The sequence below is a fragment of the Pseudomonas sp. URMO17WK12:I11 genome, assembly GCF_007677725.1.
Taxonomy (GTDB): domain Bacteria; phylum Pseudomonadota; class Gammaproteobacteria; order Pseudomonadales; family Pseudomonadaceae; genus Aquipseudomonas.
Genome location: NZ_VEDF01000017.1, coordinates 39,688 through 58,945, shown reverse-complemented (window position 1 = coordinate 58,945; position 19,258 = coordinate 39,688). Strand labels below are relative to the sequence as shown.

Annotated in this window: 19 protein-coding genes and 1 pseudogene; 11 read left to right on the top strand and 9 right to left on the bottom strand. The window is 66.1% G+C overall.

Annotation, left to right across the window (positions count from 1 at the left end; translation table 11 throughout):
• Positions 1 to 295: 295 nt before the first annotated feature.
• Complete coding sequence (locus tag FS665_RS22515; RefSeq protein WP_145193471.1) at positions 296 to 1,024, top strand: hypothetical protein; 729 nt, start codon at positions 296 to 298, stop codon at positions 1,022 to 1,024.
• Positions 1,025 to 1,026: 2 nt separating this feature from the next.
• Here FS665_RS22515 and FS665_RS22510 read toward each other — a convergent pair whose 3' ends face one another.
• The 3 genes from FS665_RS22510 to FS665_RS22500 all read right to left on the bottom strand — a co-directional run bounded on the left by FS665_RS22510 (position 1,027) and on the right by FS665_RS22500 (position 4,253).
• A complete protein-coding gene (locus FS665_RS22510; protein WP_145193469.1) occupies positions 1,027 to 1,911 on the bottom strand; it encodes an alpha/beta hydrolase in 885 nt (294 codons plus the stop codon).
• 103 nt (positions 1,912 to 2,014) lie between these two features.
• Entirely contained in the window at positions 2,015 to 3,166 is a 1,152-nt protein-coding gene (locus FS665_RS22505; protein WP_145193467.1) for an acyl-CoA dehydrogenase family protein, read from the bottom strand.
• Between the two features lie 16 nt (positions 3,167 to 3,182).
• Positions 3,183 to 4,253, bottom strand: a complete 1,071-nt coding sequence (locus FS665_RS22500; protein ID WP_145193465.1) for an enoyl-CoA hydratase/isomerase family protein — start codon at positions 4,251 to 4,253, stop codon at positions 3,183 to 3,185.
• 276 nt (positions 4,254 to 4,529) lie between these two features.
• Here FS665_RS22500 and mdcA point away from each other — a divergent pair, with 276 nt between their 5' ends.
• The 9 genes from mdcA to madM all read left to right on the top strand — a co-directional run bounded on the left by mdcA (position 4,530) and on the right by madM (position 11,728).
• Positions 4,530 to 6,191, top strand: coding sequence for a malonate decarboxylase subunit alpha (gene mdcA, locus FS665_RS22495; RefSeq protein WP_145193463.1), 1,662 nt, complete (start codon positions 4,530 to 4,532; stop codon positions 6,189 to 6,191).
• Positions 6,191 to 7,033: a triphosphoribosyl-dephospho-CoA synthase gene (locus FS665_RS22490; RefSeq protein WP_145193461.1), complete on the top strand. Its 843-nt coding sequence runs from the start codon at positions 6,191 to 6,193 to the stop codon at positions 7,031 to 7,033. Before mdcA ends, FS665_RS22490 begins: the two co-directional genes overlap by 1 nt.
• Before the next feature lies 1 nt (position 7,034).
• Positions 7,035 to 7,334: a malonate decarboxylase subunit delta gene (locus tag FS665_RS22485; RefSeq protein ID WP_145193459.1), complete on the top strand. Its 300-nt coding sequence runs from the start codon at positions 7,035 to 7,037 to the stop codon at positions 7,332 to 7,334.
• A complete protein-coding gene (locus tag FS665_RS22480) occupies positions 7,327 to 8,175 on the top strand; it encodes a biotin-independent malonate decarboxylase subunit beta (RefSeq protein WP_145193457.1) in 849 nt (282 codons plus the stop codon). Before FS665_RS22485 ends, FS665_RS22480 begins: the two co-directional genes overlap by 8 nt.
• Positions 8,172 to 8,963 (top strand): biotin-independent malonate decarboxylase subunit gamma, encoded by a 792-nt coding sequence (gene mdcE / locus FS665_RS22475; RefSeq protein ID WP_145193455.1) that lies wholly within the window; start codon positions 8,172 to 8,174, stop codon positions 8,961 to 8,963. The genes FS665_RS22480 and mdcE overlap by 4 nt, the downstream gene beginning before the upstream one ends.
• Position 8,964: 1 nt before the next feature.
• Complete coding sequence (locus FS665_RS22470; RefSeq protein WP_145193453.1) at positions 8,965 to 9,579, top strand: malonate decarboxylase holo-ACP synthase; 615 nt, start codon at positions 8,965 to 8,967, stop codon at positions 9,577 to 9,579.
• The gene (gene mdcH, locus FS665_RS22465; protein WP_145193451.1) at positions 9,576 to 10,493 is read left to right on the top strand and encodes a malonate decarboxylase subunit epsilon; all 918 of its coding nucleotides are present in this window, start codon (positions 9,576 to 9,578) and stop codon (positions 10,491 to 10,493) included. Before FS665_RS22470 ends, mdcH begins: the two co-directional genes overlap by 4 nt.
• 63 nt (positions 10,494 to 10,556) lie before the next feature.
• The gene (gene madL, locus FS665_RS22460; RefSeq protein WP_145193449.1) at positions 10,557 to 10,958 is read left to right on the top strand and encodes a malonate transporter subunit MadL; all 402 of its coding nucleotides are present in this window, start codon (positions 10,557 to 10,559) and stop codon (positions 10,956 to 10,958) included.
• Positions 10,959 to 10,963: 5 nt separating this feature from the next.
• Complete coding sequence (gene madM, locus FS665_RS22455) at positions 10,964 to 11,728, top strand: malonate transporter subunit MadM (RefSeq protein ID WP_145193447.1); 765 nt, start codon at positions 10,964 to 10,966, stop codon at positions 11,726 to 11,728.
• A 96-nt stretch (positions 11,729 to 11,824) separates the two neighbouring features.
• Here madM and FS665_RS22450 read toward each other — a convergent pair whose 3' ends face one another.
• Positions 11,825 to 12,739: a LysR family transcriptional regulator gene (locus FS665_RS22450; RefSeq protein ID WP_145193444.1), complete on the bottom strand. Its 915-nt coding sequence runs from the start codon at positions 12,737 to 12,739 to the stop codon at positions 11,825 to 11,827.
• Positions 12,740 to 12,890: 151 nt separating this feature from the next.
• Here FS665_RS22450 and FS665_RS22445 point away from each other — a divergent pair, with 151 nt between their 5' ends.
• Complete coding sequence (locus FS665_RS22445; protein WP_256675134.1) at positions 12,891 to 13,379, top strand: sterol desaturase family protein; 489 nt, start codon at positions 12,891 to 12,893, stop codon at positions 13,377 to 13,379.
• Here the strand turns inward: FS665_RS22445 and FS665_RS22440 are convergent.
• From FS665_RS22440 to fni, 5 genes and pseudogenes are all read right to left on the bottom strand, one after another.
• Positions 13,303 to 14,235, bottom strand: a pseudogene (locus tag FS665_RS22440) (phytoene/squalene synthase family protein); the annotation flags it as partial. The gene FS665_RS22445 and the pseudogene FS665_RS22440 overlap by 77 nt on opposite strands.
• Positions 14,232 to 15,722, bottom strand: coding sequence for a phytoene desaturase (locus tag FS665_RS22435; protein WP_145193440.1), 1,491 nt, complete (start codon positions 15,720 to 15,722; stop codon positions 14,232 to 14,234). The gene FS665_RS22435 and the pseudogene FS665_RS22440, both read right to left, overlap by 4 nt.
• Entirely contained in the window at positions 15,719 to 16,885 is a 1,167-nt protein-coding gene (gene crtY / locus FS665_RS22430; protein ID WP_145193438.1) for a lycopene beta-cyclase CrtY, read from the bottom strand. Before crtY ends, FS665_RS22435 begins: the two co-directional genes overlap by 4 nt.
• On the bottom strand, positions 16,870 to 18,147 hold the full coding sequence (locus tag FS665_RS23560) for a glycosyltransferase (RefSeq protein WP_145193436.1): 1,278 nt from the start codon (positions 18,145 to 18,147) through the stop codon (positions 16,870 to 16,872). The genes crtY and FS665_RS23560 overlap by 16 nt, the downstream gene beginning before the upstream one ends.
• Positions 18,144 to 19,190: a type 2 isopentenyl-diphosphate Delta-isomerase gene (fni, locus tag FS665_RS22420; protein ID WP_145193434.1), complete on the bottom strand. Its 1,047-nt coding sequence runs from the start codon at positions 19,188 to 19,190 to the stop codon at positions 18,144 to 18,146. The genes FS665_RS23560 and fni overlap by 4 nt, the downstream gene beginning before the upstream one ends.
• Positions 19,191 to 19,258: the final 68 nt, after the last annotated feature.

The following is a 19,258-nucleotide window of genomic DNA, read 5'->3' as shown; positions in this document are numbered from 1 at the left end:
CAACCCGCGCTGCCATGTAGGCATCGATGACCGTGGCCTGTGCGATCAGGCGCCGCTCGCGCGGCGCATCGCGAGCTGTGCTCGCTCCTACGGTTGATGCGGGCGGACACAGGCGTTACTGGCCACGTAGGAGCGAGCGCAACTCGCGATGCGCCGCACGGGCGGCGCTCGATCGCGTAGGCACAAACATCTCGAGGCCGCCATCAAACACCGCACTTTTTCGTATTTTCGGGTTCTATGCTTGGCCAGGCCGCACCGATTCCCGGCGCAGCCGCCGAATGACGACCCGGTGCCGATGGCTGCACGTTACTGCCGAATCCTTCCCCGCCTGCTGCTGATCACGCTCACCACCCTGGCCGGCTGCAGCCAGCAGCAGGGCCGTGACATCGTCAATCAGTTCGGCGATGGCAAGCCCAGCGAGTTGTTCCAGACCAGTGTCGACCGCCTGGCCACGCTGGCCATGCGCGACAATCTGCAAAGCCTGTACCTGCTGATGAACAAGCTATACCTGCGTAACCCCAACCAGGTAAAGCTCTCAGGCTTTCTCGACGCCACCACCGCTGAACGGCAGATCCGTAACGCCATCGAACAACGCCAGCCCTTGCCGCAACTGGGCAACCGCCGTGACTTGGCGGCCCTTAGCTACGCCTTGAGTCCGGAGTTTCGCGGTGACCGTGTCGGCGCGTTCATCTATGCCATCGGCAGCATGCTGATCACCGCCCACGGTGGCCGCACCGAATTCTACATGACCGATACCATCGACCCGTTGTTCGTCAACAACGCGGCGCGCAACATCGAGAAAGCCACCTGGATGCTGAGCCAGCGCCAGGACGCCAATGGCGTGCTGCTGCTGTTTTCCAACGAGATTTCCGAGGATGCCAGCAACCTGAGTTTCGCCGTGGAGTTCGGCAAGATCGTCGCGCGCCTGGACTTGCTGGCCGAGCTGCTGGACGAGCGCTACCGGCGCATTGGCTTGAACTACGCACAGAGCCTGTTGCTGATGAACTTCCTGCCGGTGCAGTGACCTCAGAGCAGCGCCTGGATCGCCCGGCGATAGCGCTGGCCGGCCAGGCTCATGCTGTTGTTGTGCGAGGCGCCGGGTACCAGCAGAAGGGTTTTTGGCTCTTGTGCGGCGTCGAACAACTGCTGGCTGAAACGCGATGGCACGTAGCGGTCGTCCAGACCGTGCACCACCAACAGTGGCAAACCCACCGCGTTGATCTTGCCGAGCGAATCGAACTTCTGCGACATCAACCAGCGGACCGGCAAGCTGGTGCCGGCGACCGCGGCAGCCGCATCGCCCAATGAGGTGAAGGTCGATTCCACGATCAGCCCGCGCGCCGGAGCAGGCTGGCCGTCCTTGCGCGCCTGCCGGGCAAGTTCGCTGGCAAGCTCCACGGCGACCGCGCCGCCGAGCGAATGCCCGAAGATCAGGCGCTTGCCGGCATCGGGTTGCAGTTGCGCAAAGCGTTCCCAAGCGATGCGCGCATCTTCGTAGACCGTGGCTTCCGAAGGCAGGTCGCCGCGGCTCTGCCCGAAGCCTCGGTAGTCCACGGCGAACACCGAATAGCCCATCGCGTGCAGCTGCTCGATGCGAAACAGTTGCCCGGTCAGGTTCCAGCGCACTCCGTGCAGGTACAGGATTGCCGGCGCATCGGCGCGGTTGGCAGGCCACCACCAGGCGTGCAGGCTTTGATTGTCGGCGAAGGTGCGCGGACGCAGGTCCAGCTCTTGCACACCGTTGGGCAAACCGCGGAACCAGCTGGCCTGGCCCGGTTCGATGCGAAACACCAGCTCACGTTCCTTGTGTTTCAGGACCGCGCAGCTGCTGGGCAGGCCGATGACCATCAGGGCTGCGCACAGCCAGCTGAGCCAGCGGCGCCGAATGTGGGTGAGGAGGAGGGTAGGCATGGCGGCTTTGTACCAGATGCGCATGCCTTGCTGCTGGGAAAAGTTACCGAGCGGGCAGACAGGTTGGTTGCAAGCTGTGTCTGCCCAGGCCCGGTGGGCCGACTCAAAGTGGGTAATGCTTGAGCTCCCGTGCGATGAGCATGCGCTGGATCTCGCTCGACCCTTCGTAGATCTGGGTAATGCGCGCATCGCGGTAATAGCGCTCGACGGGGTAATCCTCCAGATAGCCATAGCCGCCATGCACCTGGATCGCCATCGAGCAGACGCGCTCGGCCATCTCCGAGGCGAACAGCTTGGCCTGGGAGGCTTCTGACAGGCATGGCTTGCCAGCGCTGCGCAGGCGCGCGGCATGCAGAATCAGCAAGCGCGCAGCGTTGACCTGCACTTGCATGTCCGCGAGCAGGTTGGCGATGCTCTGATGCTCATTGATCGGTTTGCCGAACTGCAAGCGCTCGCGTGAGTAGACCAGCGCTGCCTCGAAGGCTGCGCGGGCAATGCCCAAGGCCTGGGCGGCGATACCGATGCGCCCGCCCTCGAGATTGGACAGGGCAATGGCCAGGCCCTTGCCGCGCTCGCCCAGCAGGTTGGCAGCGGGAATGCGGCAATCGTCGAAGGTCACCGCGCAGGTGTCGGAGGCGCGGATGCCCATCTTGTGCTCGCTACGGTCGACCTTGAAGCCCGGGTTGTCGGTGGGTACCAGGAACGCCGACAGGCCCTTCTTGCCCAGCTCCGGGTCGCTCACCGCAAAGACGATGGCCAGCCCCGCGCGACGGGCGTTGCTGACGAACTGCTTGGCGCCGTTGAGCACCCAGTGGCCATCGATCAATTCGGCGCGGGTGCGCAGGTTATGGGCTTCGGAGCCTGCCTGCGGTTCGGTCAGGCAGAAGCAGCCGATCACCGCGCCGCTGGCCAGGCGTGGCAGCCAGGCCTGCTGCTGCGCCGCGTCGCCGTAGGCCAGCAGCGGCCCGCAGCCCACCGAGTTATGGATGCTCATCATGGCCCCGGTCGCCCCGCACGCGGCAGAGATTTCCTCGACGGCCAGGGCGTAGGCCACGTAATCGGTGTAGCTACCGCCAAAGTCCTCTGGCACGACCATGCCGAGCAACCCCAACTCACCCATCTTGGCGACCACGCCATCGTCGATCCAGCCGGCCTTTTCCCAGGCCTGGGCGTGCGGGGCGATCTCGCCGCGGGCGAAGTCCCGGGCCATGTCGCGGATCATGATCTGCTCTTCGCTCAGTTCCAGGTCTTGCATGTGCGTACTCCCGGCCTCACAGGCCTTCGAAGAATTGCTCGACCCGCTGGTGGCTGAGGGCCTCCAGCGTCGGCGGGTTCCAGCGCGGCTGCTTGTCCTTGTCGATGATCAACGCACGCACGCCCTCGATGATGTCGCCGTACTGGAACCATTGGCGGTCCAGGTGCAGCTCCATGGCGAAGCACTCATCCAGCGTGCACTGGCGAGCGCGGCGCAGTAGCTCCAGGGTAACCGCCATGGCCAACGGCGAGCGGGTTTGCAGCTGATCGGCAGTGGCCAGCGCCCAAGGGTGGCTGTCGCCGATGCTGACGCTGCGCAGTTGCTCGACGATGGTCGGCAGGTCGGGTTGGGAGAAGAAGTGATCGATGACCGGGCGCAGTTTTTCCAGCGGCGCGCCTTCCAGCGCCTGGCTGCCCAGCTTGGCCAGCAGGTTCTGCAGGTCCTTGAGCGGCTGATGGCCGAAGCGCAGTTGCTCAAGCCCCTGATCCAGCGCAGCGAGCCTGTCGCTGGGCACGTACCAGTCGGCCAAGCCGCAATACAGGGCGTCCGCCGCCTGGATCTGTGCGCCGCTGACGCCCAGGTAGGTGCCCAGTTCACCCGGTATGCGCGAGAGGAAGTAACTGCCGCCAACATCCGGGAAATAGCCGATGCCGACCTCGGGCATGCCCAGGCGGCTGCGCTCGGTGACCACGCGCAGGTCGCAGCCCTGGGCCAGGCCCATGCCGCCGCCGAGGGTAAAGCCGTCCATCAGCACCAGCACCGGCTTGCGGTAGCGGTGAATGACCAGGTCCAGGGCGTATTCTTCGACGAAGAATTGCTCGTGCAGGCTGTCGCCTGCCTGGTAGCTGTCGTGCAGCGAGCGAATATCGCCGCCGGCGCAGAAACCTTTAGGTCCTTCACCACGCAGTACCACCGCCTGCACCGCCGGGTCATTGGCCCACTGGTCGAAATGCTGGCGCAGGCTGCGGACCATGTCCAAGGTCAGCGCGTTGAGGCCGCTTGGGCGATTGAGGGTGAGGTGGCCAATGTGGTTGCGAACCTCGGCCAATACATGATCCGTTGCCGAGGTATAAGCGTGCGCGGTCATCGCGATCTCCTTGCTTTGTTATTGATTTTCCACATGAAGTCGGGCGTGCACGGGAGGATAGCGAGATCCTGGCATGCGAATTTGCCGTGCACAATCGACATATGTGCAGCGGCATCGTGCGTTTTTGCTTGGCCGCTGGCAACCAGGCTCGAGTATCACGGCTCCAGCGCGGCCGTTCGTTAACCTGAGCGTAACGATCAGCCCATGAGCTTGATTGATCCACCTGCAGCGCTGCGCCTACTGTGCCAGCACGACAGCGAACCCGTGGAGTCAACAATGACCATAACCAAGCATCCACCGCCGCAGTGGTCCAGGCGCCGCGCCGAAAAGCAGCGCCGCCTGGAGCGTGTTCGGCATCTGGCCGAGGGTGTGGTGCTGCCCACGGAACGTATCGTTGAAGCGCTGGAATTGCTCATTGCGCCTGGCGACCGCGTGGTGCTCGAGGGTAATAACCAGAAGCAGGCCGATTTTCTCTCCCGCGCCCTGGCCAAGGCCGATCCCGCAAGGCTGCACGACCTGCACATGATCATGCCCAGTGTCAGCCGTGCCGAGCACCTGGACCTGTTCGAGCGCGGCATCGCGCGCAAACTCGATTTTTCGTTCGCCGGCCCGCAGAGCCTTCGCATCGGCCAATTGCTCGAAGACGGCCTGCTCGAGGTTGGTGCGATCCACACCTATATCGAGCTGTACTCGCGGCTGCTGGTCGATCTGATTCCCAATGTCACCCTGGTGGCAGGCTTCATGGCCGATCGCGAGGGCAACCTGTACACCGGCCCCAGCACCGAAGACACCCCGGCGCTGGTCGAGCCCGCGGCCTTCAGCGACGGCCTGGTGATCGCCCAGGTGAACCAGTTGGTTGAGCGCGTGGATGACCTGCCGCGAGTGGATATTCCCGCGTCCTGGGTGGATTTCGTGGTGGTGGCGGACAAGCCGTTTTACATCGAACCGCTGTTCACCCGCGATCCGCGCCATATCAAGCCGGTGCATGTGCTGATGGCGATGATGGCGATTCGCGGCATCTATGAAAAACACCAGGTGCAGTCGTTGAACCATGGCATTGGCTTCAACACCGCCGCCATCGAGTTGATCCTGCCCACCTACGGCGAGTCGCTGGGCCTCAAAGGCAAGATTTGCCGCAACTGGACCCTCAACCCGCACCCGACGTTGATCCCCGCCATCGAAACCGGATGGGTGCAGAGCGTGCACTGCTTCGGCACTGAGTTGGGCATGGAGGACTACATCGCCCAGCGGCCCGACGTATTCTTCACCGGCCGCGACGGTTCGCTGCGCTCGAACCGCATGATGTGCCAATTGGCCGGGCAATACGCGGTGGATCTGTTCATCGGCGCCACCTTGCAGGTCGACGGTGACGGCCATTCCTCGACCGTGACCCGTGGTCGCCTGGCCGGCTTCGGCGGAGCGCCGAACATGGGCCACGACCCCCGTGGGCGTCGCCATACGACGCCGGCCTGGCTGGACATGACGGTCCCTGACACGCTGCTCGAACGTGGCCGCAAGCTGGTGGTACAGATGGTCGAAACCTTCCAGGAAGGCGGCAAGCCAACCTTCGTCGAAACCCTCGATGCGGTGGAGGTGGCGAAAAAGACCGGCATGCCATTGGCCCCGGTGATGATCTACGGCGACGATGTCACCCACCTGCTCACCGAAGAGGGCATCGCCTACCTGTACAAGGCCCGCAGCCTGGAAGAACGCCAGCAGATGATCGCGGCGGTTGCTGGAGTCACGGCCATCGGTCTGCGCCATGACCCCAGGGACACCCAACGCCTGCGCCAGCAAGGGCTGGTGGCACTCCCGGAAGACCTCGGCATTCGCCGCACCGACGCCAGTCGCGAATTGCTGGCTGCGCGCAGCATCGCTGACCTGGTCGACTGGTCCGGTGGCCTGTACAACCCGCCTGCACGCTTCAGGAGCTGGTGATGAATGCCCATCTGCTGTCCCCGACCTCACTACCTGAGTCCCTGGCCGACCTGGCCGTCGCCGCGCTGATCGACGAGGCCGACCTGTCGCCCAAGCCCGGTCTGGTCGACCGCCGCAGCAGCGGCGCCCATGGCGACATGAGCCTGGCGCTGATGCACGCTTCGGCCTTGGCCTTGTGGCCGAGCTTTCGCCAGATGGCGCAGGCGGCCCAGCGCCATGGCGTGATCGGCCAGCCGCTGCGCGCCGAGCTTGGGCAACTGGGCCGTGAGGCGGAGGCCACCATGCTGGCCACCACCGGCGGGGTCAACACCCACCGTGGCGCAATCTGGGCGCTTGGACTGTTGCTGGCCACCCAGGCGCTCGACCCGCAGGCAGACCCTTCCACGGTTACCGCCCGCGCCGGGCGTTTGGCACTGATCGATGACCCGGCCGCGCCATGTCTGGCGAGTCACGGCGCGCAGGTGCGTGACCGCTACGGCGCCAGCGGCGCGCGCGAGCAGGCCCAGCTGGGTTTCCCGGCCGTACGCGAGCATGGCCTGACGCAACTGCAGCGCAGCCGCGAGCAGGGCGCCAGCGAGCGCCAGGCGCGCCTGGATGCGTTGTTGGCGATCATGGCTGGGCTCAGTGATACCTGCGTGCTCTGGCGCGCCGGGCCGCAGGCGCTGCAAAGCCTGCAGGCCGGCGCCAGGGCGGTGCTGGCCGAAGGCGGCAGTGCCACGCTCGGCGGGCGGCGCCAACTGCGCCGGTTGGACATGCTGCTGCTGCAACTGAACGTCTCACCGGGCGGCGCCGCCGATCTACTGGCGGCTTGCCTGTTCCTCGACAAAGCCGGGAGCCTGTGACATGGAAACCCTGAACTTTCAATTCCCTGCCGCCGAACCTGGCCGTGGTTGTACCTTGGTCGGCTGCGTCAGCTCGGGCGATCTGGAGGTGCTGATCGAGCCGGGCACCGCCGGCCATCTGCAGATTCAGGTGGTCACGTCGGTCAACGGCAGCAGTGCGCGCTGGGCCCAGCTGTTTCAGCGCTTGTTCGAGGGCCGCGCAGTGGCGGCGCTGAACATCGATATCCACGACTTCGGCGCCACCCCGGGGGTGGTGCGCCTGCGCCTGGAACAAGGCTTGGAGGAGATCGGCCATGACTGACACCAGGCGCTTGCTGCAAAGCCGCAGCTTCGTCGAATTGGGCGCCCGCCAGCGTGCGCGCGCCTTGCTCGACGCCGGCAGTTTCCGCGAGCTGCTCGGCCCGTTCGACCGGCTCATGTCGCCGTGGCTGGCGCGCCAGGGCATCGTGCCCCAGGCCGACGATGGCGTGGTCATTGGCAAAGGCACGCTGGACGGGCGCAGCGCCGTGGTCGCCGCCATCGAAGGCGGTTTTCAGGGCGGCAGCATGGGCGAGGTCGGTGGCGCCAAGATTGCCGGCGCGCTTGAACTGGCCATCGAAGACAACCGCAACGGTATCCCGACCTGCGCCGTGCTGCTGCTCGAGACGGGCGGGGTGCGCCTGCAGGAGGCCAACCTCGGGCTTGCCGCCATCGCTGAGATTCAGGCTGCAATCGTCGAGCTGCGCCAGTATCAGCCGGTGATCGGGCTGATCGCCGGGTCGGTAGGCTGCTTCGGCGGTATGTCGATTGCCGCTGGGCTGTGCAGTCATCTGCTGGTGACCCGCGAGGCACGACTGGGCCTCAATGGCCCGCAGGTCATTGAACAGGAGGCCGGCATCGGCGAATACGACGCCAAGGACCGGCCGCTGATCTGGAGCCTCACCGGTGGCGAGCAGCGCCACGCCAGTGGCTTGGCCGATGCTTACGCCGCTGATGACGTCGACGCTATCCGACAGCACCTGCTGGGGCTGGTGAACGCGCCTTCGGCGGAGCGTGCCAGCCGCTATACCGCCCAGCTCGAGCGCCTGGCCGGCCTGGGCGCCGATGTGCCCCAGCTGGACGCCGCTGCCGTGCGTACCCTGTACCAAGGAGATGCCCCATGAACCGTGCCCCTACCTGGCTGGCCGCCTTGGCTGGCGCTCGACTGTTGCCAGGCTACCCGGCCTCGCTGCAGGTGGTCGACGGCGAGCTGGACAACCGCCCGACACGCTTCATCGCCGTGGTGCCTGACCCGCACAACTCCTTCCCACGCGCTCGCGCCGGCGAAGTCGGGCTGCTCGAAGGCTGGGGCCTGGCCAAGGCGGTGGGCGAAGCCGTCGCGCAGGACCGCGACGGCGAGAAGCGCGCTATCGTCGCGGTCATTGACGTACCCAGCCAGGCCTACGGCCGCCGCGAGGAGGCGTTGGGCATTCACCAGGCGCTGGCCGGCGCCGTGCAGGCCTATGCCCAGGCGCGCCTGGCCGGGCATGCAGTGATTGGCTTGCTGGTCGGCAAGGCGATGTCAGGTGCGTTTCTTGCCCACGGCTATCAGGCTCAACGCTTGATCGCCCTGGACGACAGCGGGGTGCTGGTGCATGCCATGGGCAAGGCGGCGGCCGCGCGTATCACCCTGCGCAGCGTCGAGCAGCTGGAGGCTTTGGCCGCCGAGGTGCCGCCGATGGCCTATGACCTGGCCAGTTACGCCTCGCTGGGCCTGCTGTGGCGGCGGCAACAGGTGACCGACGCCGATGCGCCGAGTGATGCCGACGTGGCGCAGGTGCGCGACTGCCTGGCTGCTGCATTACGGGATATCGGCGATTGTCGCGACCTGCGCTCACGCCTGGGCGGCGAGCATCGCAGCGCCTCACGCGACGTGCGCGCGCGCCTGCGCAGCCAATGGCAGGAGGCGTGAGATGAGCCTGCCGCAGCCGCACGACCTGCTCTGGGGCTTAGCGCCACGCGACCTGCCAAGCGATGCGCCGGATTGGGCGCGGCAGGTGCTGGCTGCCGGCGCGCCGGTGGTAGTGCGCCGCGCCTCGTGCGCGGAAGGCTGGGTGGCGGTAGGACTGCGCGGCCACGGCCGCGACCAGCGCCTGGGCGTGTTGATGCCACTGGCGGCCATCACGCGGCGCCTCAGCCCTGAGGACCTGCGTTGGCACGGGCCCAGCGACTGGCCGGCATTGCAGGCGCTGGCAGCGATCACCCACCTGCTCGATGCGCGCCTGCTGGCCTGGGGGCCAACTGGCGGGGCAGGTTATCAACTGGCCACAGGCTGCGAAGTATTGCATGCCGGCAGCGACCTGGACCTCGTCCTGCGCATGCCGCAGGCGCTGGAGCGCGCTGCGGCGCGTGGGCTGCTGGCAAGTCTCGAGCAAACGTGCTGCCGGATCGACGCGCAGCTGGAAACCCCCAACGGCGCAGTCGCCCTGCGCGACTGGGCGGGCACGGCGCCGCGGGTGCTGCTCAAGTCCGCGCGGGGCGCGTGCCTGGTGGCCGATCCTTGGCAGGCGCTGGAGCAGGCAGCGTGAGTAGCCTGATGGTGTTTCCGGGCCAAGGCGCCCAGCAGGCCGGCATGCTGCAATGCCTGCCAGAAGGCAGCGCAGAGGTGCTCGAAGAAGCCAGCGACACCCTGGGTGAAGCTGTGCAGACACTCGACAGCGCGCAAGCCTTGCAATCGACCCGCGCGGTGCAACTGTGTCTGTTGCTGGCTGGGGTCGCCTGGGCGCGCTGGCTGCGCCGGCGTAGCCCGGCGCCAGACTATGTCGCCGGTCTGTCCATCGGCGCCTACCCGGCAGCCGTCAGCGCCGGCTCACTGCACTTCGCCGATGCAGTGCGCCTGGTCGCATTGCGCGGCGAGCTGATGCAGCAGGCCTATCCCCAGGGCTACGGCATGACTGCGCTTAGCGGCGTGGACTTGGGCAGCCTTGAGGCGCTGCTCGCCGAGGCCGGCGGTCAGGTCTATGTGGCCAACCTCAACAGCGACAATCAGATCGTCATCGCGGGCAGCGATGACGCCATGGCCGAAATCGTCCAGCGTCTTCGCCTGCGCGGCCAGGGCGCGGGCCGGCGCCTTGCGGTGAGCGTGCCGTCGCACTGCGCCTTGCTCGATGGCCCGGCCGGGCGACTGGCGGCGGCCTTTGCCGATGTCGAAATGCGCCGGCCGCAAATTACCTACCTGAGCGGCACCACGGCGCGCGCCATCCATGACCCGCAACGCCTGCGCGACGATCTCGCCGGCAACATGGCGCGGCGGGTCGATTGGCGTGCTACGTTGCGCAACGCCTATGAACGTGGCGTGCGCCTGCAGCTGGAAGTGCCACCGGGCAGCGTGCTCACTGGCCTGGCGCGCCCCGTGTTCGACCAGGGCAGGGTGGTGGCATTGGAGTCCACGCGCTGGGATAGCGTCGATGCGCTATTGCGCCAGGAGGTGGCCGGAGACTGAGCTGAGCCGTGTTTTTCGAAGGACAACAACAAGCAACTTCGACCCAACGCGAGGACAACAACCATGATTATCTACGGCGTGGCCTTTCTGGCCCTGTGTACCCTCATCGGCCTGTTCATCGGTGAGCTGCTGGGCAAACTGCTGGGCGTTCCAGCCAATGTCGGTGGTGTGGGTATCGCCATGCTGCTGCTCATCTTCATCGGCAGCTACCTCAACAAGCGCGGCCTGATCACGGCCAAATCAGAACAAGGCGTCGAGTTCTGGAGCGCGATCTACATTCCCATCGTGGTGGCCATGGCGGCCCAGCAGAATGTGTTCGGTGCGCTTTCCGGCGGGCCGATGGCCATTCTCGCCGGTACGCTGGCGGTTGTCGCAAGCTTTGCCGCGGTACCGCTGCTCGACCGGCTTGGGCAAAAGAAGCCTGAGCCTGCCGCCGACAAACCCCTGACCACGCCGCAGCGGTGATCGCCATGTATGAATCGATGATGAAAGTGATCACTGGCTACGGGCTGGTGAGCGGGTTCGCCGTGATCGGTGTGACCATGTGGTTGTCCTACTGGCTGTCGGCCAAGCTGACCCACGGCCGCCTGCACGGCTCGGCCATCGCGATCTTCCTGGGCTTGGTGTTGAGTTACTACGGCGGCGCCGTCACCGGCGGGCAGAAGGGTTTGGTGGACATCCCGCTGTTGTCGGGCATCGGTTTGCTCGGTGGCGCCATGCTGCGCGACTTTGCCATCGTCGCTACGGCGTTTGGTGTGAATATCGACGAGCTCAAACGCGCTGGAGTGTCAGGTGTAGTGGCGTTGTTCTTCGGAATTGGCGTGTCGTTCGTCGCCGGCGTCGGGGTGGCCATGGCATTCGGTTATACCGATGCCGTCAGCCTGACGACCATCGGCACGGGCGCTGTGACCTATATCGTCGGCCCGGTGACCGGTGCGGCGATTGGCGCCAGCTCCGAGGTCATGGCACTGTCAATCGCGGCGGGCTTGGTCAAGGCCATTCTGGTAATGATCATGACGCCATTCGTTGCGCCGCTGATCGGCTTGAACAACCCGCGCACGGCGGTCATCTTCGGTGGCCTGATGGGCACTTCCAGTGGCGTCGCCGGAGGCCTGGCAGCGACCGATCCGAAGCTGGTGCCCTATGGCTGCCTGACCGCAGCGTTCTACACCGCGCTGGGTTGCTTGCTGGGGCCATCGCTGTTGTTCTTCGTCATGCGTGCGGTGGTGGCCTGAGCAGCCGCCACCGGCTTACACGCTCGAACCTGGTGTCGCGGGAGGGGTGCGCAGCGCCCCAGGATGCTAGCTTCGCCGTTGAAGCCTGCAACCCGGTCAATCCAGCGCAGCGCTGTACATCCGGCATTCGGCCAACAGCGCCAGCAGGTTCGGCTCCCGCTCGCGAGCCTTGAGAAACACCACGCCGATGTGCTGCTGCACCCGGTAGCGCGGCTGCAGCGCGATCAGCTTTATGCGGTTTTCGTACACCGCGGCTATGCGCCCTGGTAGCAGGGCGAAGCCCACGCCTGAACTGACCATGCTCAGCAGGGTGAAGATATCGTTCACCTGCATCGCCACCTTCGGCGCAAACCCTGCCTGCTCGAACACCCGCGCGCTGTCTCGGTGAGTGGCGAAGCCCTGGGTCAGGGTAATGAAGGTCGCATCCGCCAGCTCGGCCAGATCGACTGGAGACTGCTCGGCAAATGGCGAATCGGTGGGTACGGCCAGAAAGATATCGTCGGAAAACAACGCCAACTGTGCGCACGCCGGATCCGCCACGCTTTCGTCCAACGACACCAGCATGGCTTCGAGCTCATGGTTTTTCAGGCGTTGCAGCAAGTCGACGTTCGAGCCCAGGGTCAGGTCGATGTTCAGCTCGCTGCGCCGCAGCTTCAGGCCCATCACCAACTTGGGCACGGTCTTCACGGTCAGCGAGTACAGCGCCCCCAGGCGAAAGCGCTCGGCATAGAAACCGGCGGCCTCGCGGGTCTGGCGCACCATCTGTTCGGCGTCCTGGATCAGTTGGCGGGCTTTCTTCTCCAGTACGTAGGCGCTCTCCAGTGGGATCAACTGACGCCCCTCGTGCTTGAACAACGGGCAGCGCAGGGCGCTTTCCAATGAATGGATCGCCCGGTGCACGCTCACCGGGCTGGTGGCCAGCTGCGCGGCGGTGCGGCCCAGATTGCCGTTGCGCATGAAAGCCAGAAACGTTTCGAGCTTCTTCAGGGTCAGTTCTTCGTCGATCAACATGGGCACAGGCCAGCGGAAAACGAGCGTTGATCATGCCACAAGCGTTGCCAATGAACTGTTGCTTTGCGGCATACTCCATTGCAGCAATGGCTGAACAGGGAGCGCTGCAGTGATCACCAGTCTTATCACCTTCCTGGTCACCCTCGCGGCCATGGAAGGCGTGGCCTATCTGGCCCACCGCTACATCATGCACGGCTTCGGCTGGGGCTGGCATCGTTCGCACCATGAGCCACGCCGTGGTTGGTTCGAGAAAAACGATCTGTTCGCCGTGGTGTTCGCCGTGTTGGCGATCGTGTTGATCGCCCTGGGCAATGCCGGTGTTTACCCGCTGCAATGGATAGGCGCCGGCATGACTGCCTACGGCGCGCTGTACTTCATCGCCCATGATGGGCTGGTGCACCGGCGCTGGCCGTTCAAGTTGGTGCCTCGGCGCGGCTACCTCAAGCGCCTGTACCAGGCGCACTTGATGCACCACGCCGTCAAAGGGCGGGAGGGCTGTGTCTCGTTCGGGTTTCTGTATGCGCAACCGGTGGCGAAGCTGCGTCAGCAGCTGCGCGCGCAAGCGGGCGCCGCCACAACTGCGCAGCGCGCGGCGGATACTGATGCAGATGGCGCGTCAGTGAGCGCCACAGACCGCTGACGATGGCCCCCAGCTTCTCGGCCTTGCTGGTCGACAAGCGGCCATCCCAGGCGTGGCTGCCGGCCTGTTGCAGCTTGAGCCCGATGCGCCGGTACACCGCCGCTGCGGTAGCCACCGCCCAGGCGCTGCGCCAGGGCAGGGCGGACAGGCCAGCCTGGGCGCTGGCGTAGTACGGTTCGGCTGCCGCCACCAGGCGCTGGCCCATGATCGCCACCGCACGCCGATGCCGAGGGTCGGCCAACGCATCGCCTGGTACGCCGAGCTCGTCAAGCCATACCTCGGGCAGGTAGCAGCGCCCGACGCGCGCGTCTTCAACGATGTCGCGGGCGATGTTGGTGAGTTGCATGGCCAGGCCCAGATCGCATGCCCGGTCGAGTACGCCAGGGTCACGCACGCCCATCACCCGCGCCATCATCAAGCCGACGACGCCTGCGACGTGGTAGCAGTACACCATGACGTCATCCAGTTGGTGATAACGATGGCCGGCAACATCCTGGGCAAACCCCTCGAGCAGATCGAACGGCTCGCTGCGCGGGATCGCATGGCGCCGCACCACTTCGCGCAGCGCCGCGAAGGCCGGATCGCGCGCCGGTTCGCCAGCACAGGCTGCTTCGGTCTGTTGCTGCAGCGCCACCAGGCGCGCGCGTGCCTGATCCGGCGCGAGCACCACGGCATCGTGGCCGGCCTGCTGGCCGTCGATGACGTCATCGCAGTGCCGGCACCAGGCGTACAACAGCACCGCGCTGCGCCGGGTTTGCCCATCGAATAGCCGCGCTGCCGCAGCGAAACTTTTGGAGCCTACGGCAATGCTGTGCTCGGCGTGCGCCAGCAGCGCCTGTTGATCGGGCGCGGTCATCCTTGCAGGTCCTCGAGCATCAGCCCTGCGGTAGCCTTGGCTGAGGCGATCACGCCCGGCACGCCAGCACCGGGATGGGTGCCGGCGCCTACCAGATAGAGGTTGGCCAGCTGTGCGTCGCGGTTGTGCGGGCGGAACCACGCACTTTGCGTCAGGCGCGGTTCGAGCGAGAACGCCGAGCCCAGGTGGGCGTTGAGTTGCTCGCGGAAATCCAGCGGGCTGAAAATGCGGCAGGTCACCAGGTCTTCGCGCAGGCCAGGCATGTAGTGACGCTCCAGGTAATCGAGGATCTTGTCGCGGTAGCGTGGCCCTTCGACGCCCCAGTCCAGCGGCGCATTGCCCAAGTGCGGCACCGGGGCCAACACGTAGTGGCTCGAACAGCCCGGCGGCGCCAGGCTTGGGTCGGTGGCGCAGGGGCTGTGCAGGTACAGGGAGAAATCGTCCGGCAGTTTCGGGCCGTCGAAGATTTCCTGCACCAGCTCACGGTAGCGCGGGCCAAAGCACACGGTATGGTGCTGTAACTGCGGTTGCGGGCGCTTGAGGCCAAAGTGGATGACGAACAGCGAGTTGCTGAAGCGCTTGCCCTTGAGCCGTTCGCCCTCTTGCCGGCCGCGGGGGTGCTGGCCCAGCAGATCGCTGTAGGTGTGCACCACGTCGGCGTTGGAGGCCACCGCATCGGCTGCGAACACGCGCCCGTCACGGGTGCGCACGCCGGTCAGGCGGCTGCCTGCGGTTTCGAAGGCTGCGACCTCGGCGTTCACCTCCAGCGTGCCGCCAAGGTCGGTGAACAGTTTGGCCATGCCATTGACCAGCGCGCCGGTGCCGCCTTTGGGGAACCACACGCCCCATTGGCGCTCGAGCGCGTGGATCAGGGTATAGATCGACGAGGTGGCGAACGGGTTGCCGCCGACCAGCAAGGCATGGAACGAGAATGCCTGACGCAACTGGTCGTCGCTGATGTACTTGGCGACCATGTCGTAGACACTGCGCCAGGCTTGCAATCGCGCCAACTGCGGGCCGGCATGCAGCATGTCGCGAAACGACAGGAACGGCACCGCGCCAAGCTTGATGTAGCCTTCATCCAGTACCGCGCGCGAGTAGGCGAGAAATCGCCGGTAGCCCTCGACATCAGCGGGGGCGAAGGTGGCGATCTGGCGCTCCAGGTCCTGCTGGTCATTGCCGTAGTCGAACGCGCGGCCGTCTTCCCAGCACAGCCGGTAGAACGGGCTGACCGGCAGCAATTCGAGATAGTCGCCCATAGGCCGCCCGGCCTGGGTGAACAGCGCCTCGATGGCCGACGGATCGGTGATCACGGTGGGGCCTGCATCGAAGGTGAAACCTTGGTCGCGATAGACATAGGCGCGCCCGCCAGGCTGGTCGCGGCGCTCCAGCAGCGTGGTGCGGATGCCCGACGCCTGCAGGCGGATCGCCAAGGCCAGGCCGCCGAGGCCGGCGCCGACCACCACGGCGGTTTTTGCGTTGTTCATGCACGCTCCTTGAAATCGCTTGGGGAATAACGCAGCGCGGCGTGCACGGCCTGGCCGACCGGCACAGGGGGCTTGCCGCTGAGAATGCGCAGACGGTCGCGCCAGTGGCTGTGGCCGGCATAGAAGCGGGCGATCAGCGGCGCTGGCAGTTGCTGGAAGCGTTGCATCACCTGCCAGCGCTGATTGGGCCGGCCGGCCAGAAACAGCATGCGGTTGAGCAGCCGGTAGAAGCGTTGTTGCTGCCAGCGGCCGCGCAAATAACGGCCGAGCGCCTGGCGCAATTGGGCGGGGTCGTCCAGCGGCTGCGCCACCAGCCAGTCGGCCAGGCGCACGGCATCGGGCAATGAGTAGCCGGTGGTGCAGTGAAACAGACCGGCCCGTAGCCCTGACACCAGCGGCCCGTCGAGCGTTGCCCACCAAGCGTCGAAGTCCTCCGCCAGGGTGATCGGCAGCACGCCCTGTTCCTCGCGCAGGCATTGCGCAACGTGCCAGCCGCGCTGTTGCAGGTACAGCGCGATGTGTTCGCGCATGCACTCGGCGCTGGGCGCGTGTTGGTCGACATAATGGGTGTCTTCGACCAGCACGGTGTCGTCGCTGAACGGCAGCAGGTAGACGAAGCGGTAGCCTTCACCTTGGGGCACGCGAGCATCCATCACGATCGGTTCCTGCAGGCCGTGGGGCGCGTGCAAGCGTAGCAGCTGACCGAGAAATGCCTGCTGACCGAGCACCCGGTGGGGGCTGGCTTGGCCACCGCGCCCATCGATGACGATGCGCGCCTGCAGTTGCTCGCCACTGGCCAGGGTGACGCGCTGACGCCCGACCTCGACGACGCTGCAGCCGGTGCGTAGCGCCGCGCCCAGCGCCTGACCGAGCACCTCGGCGAAACGCTCGCTGGTGATGCTGGCGTAGCCGCCGTGCAGGCGCCGCGAGAACGCGGGAAAATGCACGTGATAAGCCGGCCAGCGCTTGACCACCAAGGGTGCCAGCCAGCGCTGCTGGGTGGCATCGAGGTCGCTTTCATGGAATGACCAGGTATGGTTACCACCGGCTTGAGCCTCTTGCTCCAGGCACAGCACGCTGAGCTCGGGGCGCAATTGCTGCAGGCGCCAGGCGAGCAAGCCGTTGGCAAGGCCGGCACCGATCAGGATCAGGTCATACTGCAAGCGTCTGCCTCCCGCAGGACTGGGCGCCCGCCGCTGACGGCCGCCTCGATGATATCGGCGGCTTTTGCCGCGCCGCCGCAATGCTTGAGTTCGTGTTCCAGCGCAACGTTGCCGTGTCGCCGCTGCCCCAGCAGGTCGCGCAGCGCGGCGCCGATGCTGGCAACGCTGGCGCGCCTGGACAGGGTCAGGCCCAGGCCATGATGCCGTACCCGCGCCGCGACGCCGTGCTGGTCGAAGGCAATCGGCATGACCAGCAGCGCGGTGTGGCTGGCCACCGCATCGAGCACGGTGTTCAGCCCGCCGTGGCAGACCACCACATCGGCCTGCTGCACTGCCCATTGCTGCGGGGCAAAATCGGTCACATAGGTGGCGCCCAGTTCGCGCAAGCGCTGCTGTTGCGCCTGGTCGAGGCCGCCGCAATGGGCCAGCAGGAGGTCCACGTCGAGCAAGCGGCACGCTTTGGCGATCCGCGTGAAAATATCGAAACGGTGCCCCTGCAGGGTGCCGAGGCTGGCGAATACCAGCGGCTTGCCGCTTGTTGCTGCCCAGCTCGGCGGCGCCTGCACCGCGTTGCCGCGCAATGGGCCTACCGCATGGAAATGCGCGGGCAGCCCCTGGCGCGGAAAATCCAACGCGTGCAGGGTCTGGCTCAGCTCGGCCAGTGGCGACAAGCATTCATGGGCCGCGCGACGTGGCGCCAGGCCATGCTGGCTGCAGGTACGTTCGAGCACCTGCTGCACCGGCTTCATCAACCAGTCGTGCACCTGAGCGCTGCCGTCGTACCAGCGCGGGTGCAAACCATGGGCGAAGGGCATGACCGGTAACGGCAGGCCGGCCTCGCGGTTGATCGGCAGGGCGCAGGCCACCGACACCCAGGGTAGTGCGCAGATCTCGGCAGCCAACGCGCCAGCCGGCTCCATCTGGTCGCACAGCACCGCATCGACCTGATGCATGCGCAACGCCGGCGGCAGGGTCTCGCAGAGCATCTGCGTGGTGGCCGCGAGTTGCCGGATCAGCCGGTGCAGGCGCAAGGGGCCGGACGGGTTGGCCGCCAGACGCAGGGCCTGGTCGAGGTTGTCGACCGGCAGCAAACCGTCACCGACCGGGTAGAAGCCGACACGCCGGTCACTGACCCAGCGCTGCGCCTGGGCCTGGTGCAGGAAGCTGACTTGATGGCCGCGCGCGAGCAACTGGCCGGCCAGCGCCTGGAATGCCGCGAAGTGGCTGGGGTAGGGCGGCGCGATCAGCGCGAAGTGGCTCATGGCGGCGTCAGGCTGGTCGGCAGCAGGCGCGCCCGGCGCAGCTGCGCGAGGTTGCTGGAGCCGGTGCAGAAACAGGCGATGCGCAATTGCCGCACGATGACCTCGAAGTGCTCCATGGCCGCTTCGGTGCTGGTGATCGCTGCATTCAGCACGCCTGCGGCCTGGCCCACCACGTCAGCCCCCAGGCGAATCGCCTTGGCCGCATCGATGCCGTTGCGCACGCCACCAGAGGCAATCAGGCCTACCTCAGGCACTGCTCGGCGTACCGCCAGCAGGCAGTGGGCGGTGGGGATGCCCCAATCGCTGAAGGCCATGGCCACCGCTCGGTCGGCAGCGCTTTCGGCACGCTCGGCCTCGACCGCCGCCCAACTGGTGCCACCGGCCCCGGCGATGTCGATCATGGTCACTCCAGCATCGCACAACGCACGGGCCACGCTCGGCGAAATGCCCGCGCCGACCTCCTTGACCAGCAGCGGCACCGGCAGTCGCGTGGCCAGGGCCTCGATGCGTTCGAGGATGCCCCGCCAATCCCGGTCGCCTTCGGGTTGCACCGCTTCCTGCAACGGATTGAGGTGAATGATCAGGGCGTCGGCCTGCAAGCTGTCGACCGCGCGGCAGGCCAGGTCCAGGCCGTCTGCCTCGCGCAGCTGCGCCGCACCAAGGTTGCCCAGCAGCGGTACATCCGGGGCCAGGCGCCGCAATTCGCCGGTCAGGCCCTGGTCGTGGCCGCCGCGCAGGCTGACCCGCTGCGAGCCCACGCCCATGGCGATGCCCAGGGCCTGGGCGGCTTCGGCCAGGTGCTGGTTGATGAAACGAGCCCGTTCGGCGCCGCCGGTCATCGAGCTGATCAGCAAGGGTGCGCGCAGGCTGATGCCGAACAATGACGTGCCCAGGTCGACCTGGTTCAGGTCCAGCTCCGGCAAGGCGCAGTGTTCGAAGCGCAGCGACGACCAACCAGGGTCTACGCTATGAGAGGGCTTGCCAGCTGCCAGCACGATGTCCAGGTGGTCGTCCTTGCGTTGACTGAGCGTGCTTTTCTTCATGCCGGCTCCGTAGCCAGGGAATCATCGAGGGGCGTGAGCGGTCTGTGAAATACACAAGTTGTACAACG